The sequence below is a fragment of the Coraliomargarita algicola genome, from assembly GCF_033878955.1.
GTDB classification, from domain to species: domain Bacteria; phylum Verrucomicrobiota; class Verrucomicrobiia; order Opitutales; family Coraliomargaritaceae; genus Thalassobacterium; species Thalassobacterium algicola.
Genome location: NZ_CP138858.1, coordinates 3825040 through 3838793 on the forward strand (window position 1 = coordinate 3825040; position 13754 = coordinate 3838793).

Sequence of the window (13754 nt, forward strand, 5' to 3'; positions counted from 1 at the left end):
GGCTGATGGTCATGCTCACTGGGAGCTGAAGCTTGCCTCATCTTTGTCGTTCGCGAGTGTCCACGATAGCTGGGTTTGCCAGCTGGCGCCGGCTGCTATTTTGAGGCCTGGCCGTGTTTTAAGTTCTACATTGTAGCTGCCCTGTCCGAACCAGACGCGTGGTTGAGCCCAGGCGCTTGCATCGAGTGTCTGTTCTAGGCTTAGCTTCGACACTAAGTCTAGCGCGGCCCACCAATTTGCAGTCAAGTCGCCCGTCTTGTGATGGCCGAGTCCGCTCCAGAAAGGAAGGCGTTCCACTCCTTGGCTGAGCGGGAAAAACAACACATCGGTCACGGACTCACCGGCGCCGCCTACAGTGTATTCGGGATGGATTTCGACTTTGAATTCACTGTCTGTGCTGCCTACATTCGCGAGTTTGATCGTGTGGTCCAAGGTGGAGCCATTCAGTTTCCATTCTTGCGTGATGTTAAGGCTGCCCACGCTTGCTTGGACGATGAGTTGCTCGTCCTTGAATTCGACGAGTTGCATGGGGGCGTTTTTCAGTTTGCCGTTGAACGTGCTCCAGATCCCGTAGGCAAAGGGGATGCTGGGCAAGTTGGGCATCATGGAGTAGTCCATGTTGATTTGATTGCTGAGTGTATGATTGTCGATGAGCTCCAAGACACGAGCTCCGCGGGCGACATCGATGCTGACGGTGATGTCCTCATTGCTTAGGATGCAGACTGGCTCCTCCATATCAGGGAACTGTACCTGCGCTCCCTTGCCTTGTAAGCGGCGCAGATAGAAGGGGTATTCTTTGGATGTGGATAGGCCGTTGATTTGTTGAACAATCTGTATTTTGAGTTTTTGCAAGGGGGCATTGAGCTGATCGAGCGCAATATCGATGCTGAACTCTTTTTGGCTATCATTGATGGTCATATGGTCGTCGAGAATGACCCCTGCACTTGGCTCGCTGACGATGACACGAATGTCCTTTGCAGTGCTGATTTTTCCATCCAGTTGAAGGGGGAGTTTGAATGAGCTCTGCGCTTGGTTGACGATTTGGCGTTGGGCCGCCGGGCGTAGTGTCCAATCGCTCTGTGACTGAATGATTTGAGCCTTTTCGGAGCCGACGAACTCCAGCGCCTGCTCGGCGCTCAAATAGATGGGCGAAGATCCGTAGGGCGCGGTGATCAGTCCTTCCTTGCTGGGGATCAGTGTCAATTGCTCGCCCAGTAGGGTTGTCAGGGTGACTTCGCTGGCAGCGGTCTTGAAACTGGCTACTTTGTCGGTGGTGCCATCCCAGAGGACGATCGTTTGCATTTCGGACTCACGGTGCTGAAAGCTGTATCCGATCGATGGCATTTCCAATCCTCCCAGTGGCTGTTCATAGACAGCATCGCCCAGAGTGTCCATGAGGGTTTTTACAGCGAAGAAAGCTGGTTTCTTTTGTAGGTCGTAGTCGATTAGCCCGAAGGTATGCTCGGTGAAGTTTAGATCATTGCCTTCGTCGAAGAAGGAGTAAAGGAAGACGCGCTTGAACCCGAGCACGTGGTGGATGATTAAGCCGCGCACCAAGTAGTCGGCTTTGACTAGAGGCGAGATCGGACCGGATGGATTGTTGGCGGGTGCTTCGCTATAGCCGAATTCGGTGGAGATCATCGGTTTGCCCCAGTCGCCGTGCTTTTTCATGACCTCTCGAATCTTGCGCATATTATCATACATGGCTTCCGGTGCGCCCAGCGGGTAGCCTTCGGGCTGTTGGTGGCCGCCGGCGATTTTGCAATAAGAGTGTAGGTCGAGGACGTCGAAATAGTCCTTGCCGCCGAGTTCGTAAAACTTGTCCAGCCACTCGATCGAATGGTCTTCCAGGCCGCTGGAAGGGGCGCAAATTACGGCATCTGGAATTAGCTCATCGCGCTTTTGGCTCACTTTCTTGAGCGAGTCGACATAATGCTGGATCGGTCTTGTCTTTAAGTCGGGCTCATTGCCTGGGCCGGAATAGGCATAGATTCCTAGCTTCCCGCCTGTTTCCATGTTGTTGCCATGTGGGTAGGTGTAGACTCCGATGCCTTTTTGGTAGAATTTCTGCACAATTTTCGGACTGCACTCCCACCAGCGAATTTGTGAGATGCCGGTTTCGGCGAGCAGATCCAAGGCAACGGTTTCATAAGCGACATGATCGCGTTGTTCGTTTTTTTGACGATTACCACCACCGCCCCAGAAGTGATTGATGGCAACCATGTCAGAGAAGGTGTCCATCGCCAGAGGTTGGGGCATTTGGCAGGCTTGTGATTTTACTTTTGGATTTTCGCCGGCATCAAATACGGCATTAACCGCGAAGTAGTAGTTTTGATTGGGCGTGAGTGGGTAGAGCGTAGTCCCGTCTTCCTTGCCGCTGACTTTCTTTAATAATTCGACGCCGGGGTCTCCAGGGGAACTAAAGGAGCTGGAGCTGGTGTAGATTTTCCAGCTTTGTACGTCCGGGGTGAGCTTTTTGAATGCGCTCCAGTCTAGCTTGGCGACACCAGCTTGAATCTTTTCGATCGTGAATTCGACCTCGGGCCGGTCAGTGGCATTTAGGTAGGTCTGTCCTTCCTCGGGTTGGCTGCCCCATACTGCGATTTCTGATATTTGCTGCTGTCGAGCACTTTTGACCCGGGCGATGCGCATTTGCATGTGCTGCGCCAGTACGGGCTCGTCTAGGCGCAGGGGGATTTTGACAAAATTCTTGGATTCGTGGGGCACCGCTGGCATCGCGCTACGTTGGTGTGGAATGTAGTTTATCCCATCCTCACTGAAGAGGATTTCTACAAAATCGGAGTCGCGCGTCTTTTCATGCACCGCCCAGACGTCGACAGCTTGAATCAAATACGGTTGTTCAAAGCTCAGGTTTAAGCTCACCCAGTGTCCGCTATTCCACTTCGTGAAGGCGATGCTTTTCCAGTTGCTACCAGTATTTCCATCGAAGAGCACTTTAGCATTCTCGCCGCCAGTGCGCATCGTTTCATCGTCATTCGCGAACTCACCATCGACCACCCATTGAGCATTCATTTGCGTGGCCAGTGATTGAGGCCATTCGCTGAAGTCCTGAATCTGCTTTTTTTGCCCGACAAGGTTGTTGCTTAGCAAGTAAGTCTCGGTCGAAGCCCATATTGTGCTGCTGCCGATTAAGCTAAACGTGGCCGCTGTCATGGTTCTTTGGAGTGTATTCATAGGTGTACTGTATACTTTGGGGTTAGATTGCACAGAATAAGTGACTGTGGGAAAGGTGGCGGTCACTATGTTCAACGGCTTTCCGGAGGCCTTTCTTTTGGGGCCAATTCCGCGAACTAGAGTATTTAATTGTTAAAAAATAAAAGTCGAAACATAAATGCGTAAGTTACGAAACAAAAGGATTTTTTGTTTCATGAGTCGCTTGCATGTTGGATCTGCGAGGGGGGCTTTCAGATGTTTTATTTTTGCTGATTGCAAGGGTGACTGCTTGCATGGCTATCGCAGATTTGGGAACAAAAAATGCCATCACGATCGTCGCTCGTGATGGCATTGGTTATAAGACCTTGTTGTTTTCGCTTCGCTGCGCTTTCTTGAGAGAGCGAGGCGTGGGCGGTTGGACTTATCGGCGTCGACGTTTGCCAGCCAGTGCCATTGCAACGCCACCGAAGATGAGTGCGCTGATCGATGGTTCGGGCACGGTGTAAGTCAGCTCGCCGGTTAGTTCGGAGAATGTGAATCCGTCTTTAGACCAAATGCCTGAATCTTCCGTGAATCCAGTGACGTCGAAAGTCGTTCCGTAGATTGCGGTACTGGAGGTGACGATTGTCCATGAGTTGCCGTCATTTGAGTCGGCTCCGCTCAGGTCAAAGTTGAAGCTGCCGTCGAATGTCACATCAGTGCTGGCGCCGTTGACTTGATTGTTTTCTCCATTGGCCCCGATTGTGAATTGTAGAGATCCAGTGTCCGTGAGGGTGAATGCGCCACTGTCGATTGTGAGGTCGCCGGACAGGGTGTTGCTGCCGCTAAAATAGAGGTCGGCATTTCCCGTTTTGGTGAGGTCGCCTGTGCCGGATATGGATCCGTTGAATGTTGCGTCTGTAGAAGCTAGGACTGTGAGGTTGTCGTTCAGGGTTAATGCTCCGTTGAGGGTGACACCGCCGCTTTGATTTGTGTTGAGTGTTTTGGTGCCACTGCTTCCTGAGCGGACGGTGATGTCGCTAGTGAATGCGGCAGAAGCGCGAACATTGAGTCTCGCATCGCCGCTGCCACTGGTGTCGCCAAGTAGGACGGTCGTCGAGCCGAGATTTCCATAGGCTTGTAGTGTGCCTTGGTTGATGGTTGTGCCTCCTCTTATTGAGTTTGAAGATCCATACATGGAGACTAGGCCTGAGCCTGATGAGTTGATCACAATGGCGAGTGGATCGGCGGCGCTGTCTTCGATGTTTTGTGAAAAGTTAATTTTCCCGTCTCCTGAATCTAGTGTTAGGGTGGTGGCGCCTGCGGAATCATTGGTTGAAAGACTGCGGACGGTTAGCGTGTTAGTGGAGTTGTTTGTCCAGCTTTGAGAGCCCGTGAGTCGTGTGTTGAGGAAGTTTCCTGTGCCTAGGGTTACATTGCCAGAGCTGGCTCCCAAGCTGATGCCACCTGTGCCGAGGCTTAATGTGGGGCTGCCGCTTTGCACTAGGCGGGTGTGGCTGCTCGTATTAAAGGTGAGCGAGTTGGCTGCAAAGTCTGTATCCACGCTGATGTCGCCTCCGGCGGTGTTGGCGGGGGTGGTGTTGAAGATTAGGTCTTCTCCGCTTGGGGCAGTCGCAGAGACTGCGGTGCCAGCTGCATCAGTGAACCAGCTGGACGCGGTTGATGAGCTGCTGGTGTAGGTGGCATCTCCCCAGTAAAGTTGGGCGGTTCCTGTTAGTGGAAATACAAATGATGCTGAAATGGCGGTTAGTAGTGCTTTGTTGAGGGTGGATGGGTGTTTGTTATCTTTTTTCATATTAGTTGTGTGTTGGTTATGAGGTAATTGAAGTGATTTTTACTATAGTTCCGTAACATGTCAAATGTATAGTTTTTTACATCTATGAGGCGTGCCAGCCTCTGATATTGCACTGTTAGATGTGTTAATGGCCATGCGGGGAGGAGACTCTGTTTTCTCTTTTAGCTTGTTATCTCAGATGTATTGTGAATATGTTACGAAACATATAGATTGCTGCTTGTGTATTCGGCTGTCTATTGGCTTCGCGCGCTTTAGGGCTGTGCGTGGCTTGAGTCTGCAAAACATTAATTATTAACCCCCGCTTCTTATTACTTATGAATCTTCATTATATTGCTGTTTTAGGTCTACTCGCTCTGCTGCCATCGCATGGCTACTCTGCGAAATTGCTGACTGATAATCTTGAAAAAACGGGCGTCGCCTCGTATCCGGGCTCGACTTCTCAAGTTGTTTCAGAGGGGCGTATCCAAACTGGGGCCAGTGCGAAATTTTTAGTCGATGCGACTGTCGGTCAGGGCTTCGGTACTACGGACCCAGACTTGCAGGAGTTTGGCACTCAGAGACTTTTTGATGGTTATAATGAGCGTGTGGGGAATACCGCTGTGTATGGAGCGTGGCATAGTAGCTTGGGTGCAACTGTTCTGATTGATTTGAAGGCGGTCTACGATGTGGCAGCAGTTTCAGCTTCACTGCGCACCAGTGGACGTCGCGGCGCGACGACTTTTATTGCACAAATTAGTCAGGATGGTCAGTCCTTCGAGCCGCTGGGTGTTTGGGATCGTAGCAAGGCGGTTTTGGATTCCAGTGAGGAGGATGCGGGCCGCAATGTTGAGGTGACGATACAAGCAGAGGCGCCTGTGTCGGGGCGCTATTTGAAGGTTTTTCTGAGCCATTGGGATGAGACGCACTCCGACCGTTTGTTGAATCAGTTGGTCATTGGTGAGCTTGCGGTCTGGGGGGACGAGTTGTCTGAATAAGCTTAAAGGCTGTAGTTTGCGTGGGCGCTTGCGTTGAGCTGATCTGCGTTCGATGTGCATTTGAGCATTTATTAATGAATTATTTGAAGGGGGAATTCCGATGACTTGGATTGATTGGTTGATCGCTGTGCTGCCAGTTTGTTTCGTATTGTATATTGCGGTATACAGTCGCAGGTATGTTCGCGGTGTCGTGGATTTCCTGGCTGCAGGGCGTGTTGCGGGACGATATGTGATCACTGCTGGTGACATGACGGCTGCGTTGAGTGTGATTACGTTGGTGGCTTTGGTTGAGTCGAAATACCAGGTCGGGTATGCGCTCACTTTTTGGGAATATCTGATGGTGCCGGTGGGCATTCTCATGGGCTTGACGGGCTATTGTGTGTATCGTTTTCGTGAAACGCGCTCGCTTTCTATGGGCCAATTTCTCGAGATGCGCTACAATCGGCCATTTCGTATTGTCGCGGCGTCTTTACGCACGATTTCAGAAATGATTACGAATGCCATCGGTCCGGCGGTGGCGGCCAATTTCTTCATCTATTACCTAGGACTGCCTCATAGCGTAATGATTATGGGGATCAACCTGCCGACTTTTGCGATCATAGTCACACTGTCGTTGTCGATGTGTATGGTCGTCCTTTGGCCGGGCGGCCGTATTTCCTTGCTCATCACCGATGCTTTTCAAGGGATTATGAGCTATCCGATCTTTGTGATCATCGTCGGATACATTTTGCTCAACTTTGGTTGGTTTGATACGGTTGGGCCGGTTATGATGGATCGTGTGCCAGGGGAGAGTTTTATCAATCCCTTCGATATCGAGGAACTGCGAGATTTTAATATCTTTGCCTTGATGGTTACGGTGCTTGGAAGCGTTTTGAATCGAGCGAGTTGGATCGGCAATGATACGACAAACTGCGGGCGCACGCCACATGAGCAGAAGATGGGGGCGATCGTCGGCACGTTGAGGTCGCTCTACTCGGTCCTGATGCTGCTGTTGGTTGCTGTCATGGTGATTGCCGTCATGACGCATGCGAAATATGCGGATACCAGTCATGCGATTCGGCAGGAGCTATCCGCTCAAGTGGCTTCTGAGGTGGTTGAGGATGTTCAGCAGCAACAGGCGCTTCAATCTGTGATGGCATCGATTCCTGTGCAACGGCATCAGATCGGTGTGGATGCTCCTTTGTCGCAGGAAAATAATATCGATCGGGTCTACATGGATGCTGCCTATGATCGTTTGGGGGGCACACCCGAGGGGAATTTGAAATTTCAAACCTTCAAGACCTTGTATCACCAGATGATGCTGCCTGTGGCACTAAAGAACCTACTGCCGACTGGGTTATTGGGCCTCTTTTGCTTGTTGATGATTATGTTACTGATTTCGACGGATGATTCACGGGTCTTTAATGCCTCATCCACAATTGTGCAGGATATCATTATTCCTTTTCTGAAGGAGCCACTGACGCCAGAGGCGCATGTGCGCTTGCTGCGATTGTCGTCGTTATGCGTGTGTATATTCTTTTTCGTGGTCTCCATCTTCTTTATCCAAATTGATTATATCATCATGTTCACCACGATCATGACGGCCATCTGGCTCGGAGGTGCCGGGCCGATTATGATTTTTGGTTTGTATAGTCGTTTCGGAAACACGGTGGGGGCCTTTAGCTCGCTGGTCTTTGGTTCCGGCCTTTCGATTGCGGGACTTTTCTTGCAACGTAATTGGGCGGATCGTGTGTATCCTTGGTTGGAAAATCATGGCTGGGCAGACTCGGTTGGGTATTATCTACATGCGCTATCTAGTCCATTCAATCCGTATGTAGTGTGGGAAATGGATGCAGTGAAATTTCCGATTAATTCGTATGAACTGTATTTTCTATCGATGGTCGCAGGGGTGTTGGCTTATGTCGTCGGCTCCGCAGCTACGCAGCGTAAACCATACAATTTGGACCGTTTGCTCCACCGTGGTGAATATGATGTCGCACATGAATATAAAGAGCCCTTTAGCTGGTCCTTGGGGAATGTATGTAAGAAGTTGATTGGTATTACGCCGGAATACACCTTGGGAGATCGGGTGATTGCATGGTCTGTTTTTGGCTATGCGATTGTATATCAATTCGGGTTTTGCTTTTTGGGCGTGCTTATTTGGAATTGGATCTCTCCTTGGCCATTGGAGTGGTGGAGTCGCTATTTTTTCATAACGAGTCTATGCGTGACTGGGGTAATTGGAATTATTTCGACGGTCTGGTTTTTGGTCGGTGGCGTCGTGCATTTGAAACAACTGTTTGTTGACTTGGCGGCACGTGTCGATGACCCGCTGGATAATGGCATGGTCGAGGATCATGTCTCACTGTCAGATAAGGCAGCTTTCCAAGCGAAAGGAATTGAGATTAAGGATGAGGACTAAGCTAACATGAAGATTTTGAATCAAGCGGACTGGGTATTTACAGTCAATCAGTTGAACCAGGAGGATGTCGCGCTGGTCGGAAACCAATGCATGTTGGGCAATGGATACATGGGCTATCGCGGCACTTTGGAAGAGTATCGCAGTGAGCAGTTAGTCGCTTGCATGCTGAATGGCGTCTATGATCAGCTGCCTGGAAAGTGGCGCGAGCCTGTGAATGCACCTAATGCTCTGTTCGCTCGTGTCTTGCATGCGGGCGAAGTGGCGCAGCACCGTCAGGACTTGAATCTGCGGCGTGGACGATTGGCTCGTTGGTCGACACGTTCCATGCCTAATGGTGTGGTGCAAATTAAGAGCGAACGCTTTGTTTCACAGAGCAATGTGCATCTGATTTGTATGCGTTATGCGGTATGCCCGAGTCAGTCGGGACAGTTGTTGATTGAGACGGGGATCGATGCGGACGTTTGGGATATAAATGGACCGCACCTTGATGCGCTTCAGATTTATGAAAGCGATGGAGTGCTCTGCACGACGTCCAGGACGCAGGAACTCGGAATCACCGTTGCTGTGTGTGAGACGATTGACTGTGATTATGAGCAAAGCGTTGAGGGTTCAATGCGATACATCACGATCGATGCTGAAGCAAATAAATGGTATTCATTTGATAAATACGTGAGCATTTATACCTCATGTGATTCAGAGACGCCCGCCGAAGATGCATATCGTCATTGCCTGCAGGCTAGGCAAGATGGTTACGAATTGCTTGGTCGTGAGCATGATCAGCACTGGGAAGTCATTTGGAACGATTGCGATGTGGAGATTGACGGCGACGATGCGGCGCAATTTGCGCTGCGCTATAGTCTCTACCATTTACAGTTGGCTGCTCCACGGCATAGTTCAAAAGTCTCGATTCCAGCTCGCGCTTTATCCGGACAAGTTTACAAAGGTGCTGTCTTCTGGGATACGGAAATGTTTATGACACCGGTGTTCACGCTGACGAATCCCGCGGTGGCTCGTAACTTGATTTTATACCGCTATCATAGTTTGCCGGGCGCTTTGGCTAAAGCCAAAGAGTATGGCTACCGAGGAGCCTTTTACGCATGGGAAGGCCAGGAAGAAGGAAAGGAAGCATGTACGCATTTTAACGTCACGGATGTTTTCACTCAGCGGCCGATGCGCACTTACTTTCGTGACAAACAGATACACGTCAGCGCAGATATCGTGTATGCGATCTGGCAGTATGTGCAGATTACCGGCGATTTCACTGTGCTGGCCGATGGGGCGGCTGAGGTCATGGTGGAGTGCACACGCTTTTTCTATTCTTACGCCTACTACAAAGAAGATAAAGATCGCTACGAACTGGTCGATGTGACGGGCCCGGATGAATATCATGAGCGTGTGGCTAACAATGCCTATACCAATCGTATGGTGAAATTTTGTGTTGAAGCAAGCATGCAGGGGCTAGCGAAATTGAAAATCTTGGATATCTGCGCATATGAGCGTTTGCAAGAGCGCCTTCAGTTTGAGTGTGAACTAGAAGCATGGGCGCGTTTTGCCGCAAAATTATATGTGCCCACACCGGATGCGACGAGTGAAGTGATTCCTCAGTTTGATGCTTACGAGAGTTTGGAAGATGTATCGCTCGACGCTTTGAAGCAGCGGGTGCTCGACCCGAATGAATATTGGGGTGGGGGTAATGGGCTCGCGACGACGACCAAAATCCTGAAGCAGGCGGACGTTTTGTTGATGTTACACTTATTCAAACAGGAGTATACACGTGAAGTACTTCGAAAAAATTGGGAATACTACGAGCCTCGTACGGAACACGGCTCTAGTTTGAGTGCCTGTGCTTATGCCATGGTGGCCGCTGAAATCGGTAAGGCCGACTGGGCTTATGACTATTTTATGAAGACGGCGACGGTGGACCTGACGGGCAAGTCGAAATTATATGTGGGCACGCTCTACATCGGTGGCACTCACCCTGCCGCCAATGGCGGTGCATGGCTCTCAGCTGTTTATGGTTTCGCTGGGCTTCGTGTGGAGGGGGACCGTATCACCTGTAAATCGCAATTGCCGAGCAAGTGGAAGTCTCTGCGTTTCCATGTCCAGTGGCAGGGCGCGCGTTACGAGCTGAAAGTTACCCACGACGATGTGGAGATTAAGGAATGCAAGGAACCAATAATTTTATGATAAAGGCGGTTATTTTTGATCTCGATGGAGTCATCGTATCTACGGATGAGTATCACTACTTGGCTTGGAAGCAATTGGCTGATGAGAAAGGCTATTCTTTTACCCGCCAAGATAATGAGCGCTTACGTGGTGTCAGCCGAATGGAGTCACTGGAGCTTATTTTGCGTGATGCGAGTCAGCGCTACAGTCAGGCTGAAAAGTTAGCCATGGCTGAGACTAAGAATGTGATCTATCGGCAATTGCTGTCGAAGCTACAGGCGGATGCTGTCCTGCCCGGCGTGTTGGATTGTCTGGTCGATTTGAAGGCGCGAGGCGTCAAAGTAGCGATTGGGTCATCCAGTAAGAATGCTGCCTATATTTTGCAGGCAATTGGTTTAGATCGGACCTTTGATACGGTCGTGGATGGCACTTGTATCACACGTTCGAAGCCAGACCCTGAAGTCTTTTCTCAGGCCGCTCAGCAGTTGGGCATGGCGCCTGAGTCATGCTTGGTGGTGGAAGATGCGGCAGCTGGAATTGAGGCCGCACTCGCCGCTGGCATGGCGGTGTTGGCGGTTGGCACTGCTGCCGATGATCCACGTGCTCATTTAGCGGTGAGTAATCTTTCGCAGATAACGACGGAGTCGATGTTACAGTTGCAGCTTCCTTCTGTAGCGGCAGATGCTGCGCTTATTCGTAGTAAAATAGTGGATACATATGTTGAAAATATGTTAGCGGAGCTTAGTCTGGAAGAGAAGATTTCACTTTGTCATGCTGGCAGTAAATTTGCGACCAACCCTGTCGCGCGCCTAAATATTCCAGCCTTTGTAATGTCGGACGGACCGCATGGGGTTCGGCATGAAATTAGTTCAACACGTTGGGAGCCTGCGGGCTGGGACAATGATCACTCAACCTACCTGCCCTGTGGGACTGCGCAGGCTTCTACCTGGAATCGCGAACTGATGGCCCGTTGCGGTGCGGTCTTGGGGGCCGAGGCGAGGCACCGGGAGAAGGATGTCATTCTCGGGCCCGGGATTAATTTGATTCGAACTCCGTTGTGTGGACGCAATTTTGAATATTACAGTGAAGATCCCTTTTTGACCGCTGAACTGGTGGTTCCTGCAGTTCGGGCGATACAAGCTCAGGATGTGGCTGCTTGTGTGAAGCACTTCGCGGCGAATAATCAGGAATGGAATCGCTTTGAGACAGACGTCGAAATGGATGAACAGGTCCTGCGGGAATTGTACCTGCCAGGCTTTGAGGCAGCAGTTAAAGAGGCCGGTGTGGCCACGGTGATGGGGGCTTATAACCAGTTTCGTGGACAGTGTTGCTGTCACAACGACTTTCTGGTGAATGGTATTCTTAAAGATGAGTGGGGCTTTCAGGGAGCTTTCATCAGTGACTGGGCGGGAGCCCAGAATACGGAGGAGTCCGTGCGTGGTGGTCTGGACGTTGAAATGGGAACGGATCGGCCCTTTGAAGACTATTACTTGGCCAAGGAGTTTTTGGCAGGCATCCGATCTGGGAAATATGCTGTATCGGAATTGGACGACAAAGTTCGTCGAGTATTGCGGGTCATGTATCTTGTGGGCGCAATGGATCCGAAGCGGAGTCCAGGCGCACGAAATACCAGAGCGCATCAACTGACTGCACTCGAGGCGGCGCGCGAAGCGATCGTATTGCTGAAGAACGAAGCGTCGCTGCTTCCACTGCGTGCTGCATCGATTCGCAAGCTCGCTGTGATCGGTGAGAACGCCGTCGTGAAGCATGCCTCGGGAGGCAATAGCTCTGCGGTGAAGACGCTCTATGAAATTTCGCCTCTTGAAGGTATTCAAAAGCTGTTGGGCGACTCCGTCGAGGTGATGTATGCTCCGGGCTATCCGAGTGAATCGAATGGTTTGGCTCCGATTCCTACGGAACTTTTATACACCGCTGATTCAGGCTCTGGAGTGAAAGGGTGGAAAGCCTTTTATCATAATGGGCGCAGCTTTGAGGGGGTGGCGACTTTTGAATACGCGGAGAATGCGGCTTACGAAAGTTTGCATGATCAATTGCCAGCAGCTGTGCACGCTCAGAATTTCAGTGTGATTTGGGAGACGGAATTGACTGCCCCAGAGCGGGGGATGTATGAATTCGGTTTCATTACTGATGGACTGGTTGAGCTCTTGTTGAATGGGGAAACGGTGTGCCAGACTGATTGTGATGCGCATCGTCATGTGGCAAATCACGAGTTGTTTCTGGAGGCTGGTGAAGTGCTCTCGATTCGTTTATGCTTTGCTATGAGTGATAATGCGACCTACGTGAAATTTGGCTGGCAACGTCCGGTCCTCGCAGGGGTGGATGCGAATGGAAGCTCTGCGCATGACGCAGCCCTGCGTATTGCCAAAGAAGCCGATACGGTGATCTTTGTCGGCGGGCTATCACACATGCAGGATATTGAAGGACGTGACCGCAAGGACATGAAACTGCCCGATGGCCAGGATGCTTTGATTGAGGCACTGTTGAATGTCGTGCCGGATCTGGTGCTTTGCTTCATTAGCGGTTCTGCGCTTGAAATGCCATGGGCTGCGCGTGCGAAGTCGATCCTGTGGACATCGTATGCCGGGATGGAAGGTGGGCACGCTTTTGCGGAAGTGCTCTTCGGTGTCAGCAATCCTAGTGGTAAATTACCCTTCACCTTTCCGAATAATTTGGAAGAGCTGGCAGTGCACCAAGACCCAGAGCGCTATCAAGCCGATTGCAGTCGCTACAGCGAGGGCATGCGGGTGGGCTATCGAGATTATACTAGCCAGGGAAAGCAGGCCCTCTTTGCTTTCGGGCATGGCCTCTCTTACAGCTCTTTCGATTTGAGTGATTTGCAGCAAGAGGCTTTAGAAGGTTCTGATGTAATTCTGCTCAGTGTGAGTGTCGCGAATACGGGGCAGTGTGAGGGCAAGGAAGTGATTCAACTCTACGTCGAAGGCCGTTGCAGACAGCATCCTCCCGGAATGCTAGAGCTAAGAGGCTTTGAGAAAGTAAGCCTTAAGGCCGGTGAAAGTCAGCGTGTCTATTTCCGACTAGCGCCCGCTCAACTCGCGTATTACTCGGTTTCAGAAAGCAAATGGGTCAATCATGATCAAGGCTACCGCGTCTGGATCGGCACCTCATCTCAGTCATTGCCGCTCTCGTGTGAGGTCCAGTCGAAACAAGCTCTTTTGCTATAGCGGCCGCGAATGAATTTCTATCTACCCAAACATCATACCCA

6 protein-coding genes are annotated in these 13754 nt (G+C 50.8%); 4 read left to right on the forward strand and 2 right to left on the reverse strand.

What is annotated here, in order from left to right:
• Positions 1 to 15 precede the first annotated feature (15 nt).
• Complete coding sequence (locus tag SH580_RS15810) at positions 16 to 3195, reverse strand: hypothetical protein (protein WP_319831804.1); 3180 nt, start codon at positions 3193 to 3195, stop codon at positions 16 to 18.
• A 400-nt stretch (positions 3196 to 3595) separates the two neighbouring features.
• Positions 3596 to 4969 carry a PEP-CTERM sorting domain-containing protein gene (locus SH580_RS15815; protein WP_319831805.1) on the reverse strand — a complete coding sequence of 458 codons (1374 nt, stop codon included), beginning with the start codon at positions 4967 to 4969 and terminating at the stop codon, positions 3596 to 3598.
• Between the two features lie 314 nt (positions 4970 to 5283).
• On the opposite strand from SH580_RS15815, the gene SH580_RS15820 reads away from it, so the two are divergent.
• From SH580_RS15820 to pgmB, 4 genes are all read left to right on the forward strand, one after another.
• Positions 5284 to 5943, forward strand: a complete 660-nt coding sequence (locus tag SH580_RS15820) for a discoidin domain-containing protein (protein WP_319831806.1) — start codon at positions 5284 to 5286, stop codon at positions 5941 to 5943.
• A 100-nt stretch (positions 5944 to 6043) separates the two neighbouring features.
• The gene (locus SH580_RS15825; RefSeq protein ID WP_319831807.1) at positions 6044 to 8344 is read left to right on the forward strand and encodes a sodium:solute symporter family protein; all 2301 of its coding nucleotides are present in this window, start codon (positions 6044 to 6046) and stop codon (positions 8342 to 8344) included.
• Between the two features lie 6 nt (positions 8345 to 8350).
• Positions 8351 to 10531, forward strand: coding sequence for a glycosyl hydrolase family 65 domain-containing protein (locus SH580_RS15830; protein ID WP_319831808.1), 2181 nt, complete (start codon positions 8351 to 8353; stop codon positions 10529 to 10531).
• Entirely contained in the window at positions 10528 to 13713 is a 3186-nt protein-coding gene (gene pgmB, locus SH580_RS15835) for a beta-phosphoglucomutase (RefSeq protein ID WP_319831809.1), read from the forward strand. The genes SH580_RS15830 and pgmB overlap by 4 nt, the downstream gene beginning before the upstream one ends.
• Positions 13714 to 13754 lie beyond the last annotated feature (41 nt).

Coding starts and splice junctions, on each gene's coding strand:
- SH580_RS15810 (WP_319831804.1), bottom strand. CDS start 3,195: ATGAATACACTCCAAAGAACCATGACAGCGGCCACGTTTAGCTTAATC.
- SH580_RS15815 (WP_319831805.1), bottom strand. CDS start 4,969: ATGAAAAAAGATAACAAACACCCATCCACCCTCAACAAAGCACTACTA.
- SH580_RS15820 (WP_319831806.1), top strand. CDS start 5,284: ATGAATCTTCATTATATTGCTGTTTTAGGTCTACTCGCTCTGCTGCCA.
- SH580_RS15825 (WP_319831807.1), top strand. CDS start 6,044: ATGACTTGGATTGATTGGTTGATCGCTGTGCTGCCAGTTTGTTTCGTA.
- SH580_RS15830 (WP_319831808.1), top strand. CDS start 8,351: ATGAAGATTTTGAATCAAGCGGACTGGGTATTTACAGTCAATCAGTTG.
- pgmB (WP_319831809.1), top strand. CDS start 10,528: ATGATAAAGGCGGTTATTTTTGATCTCGATGGAGTCATCGTATCTACG.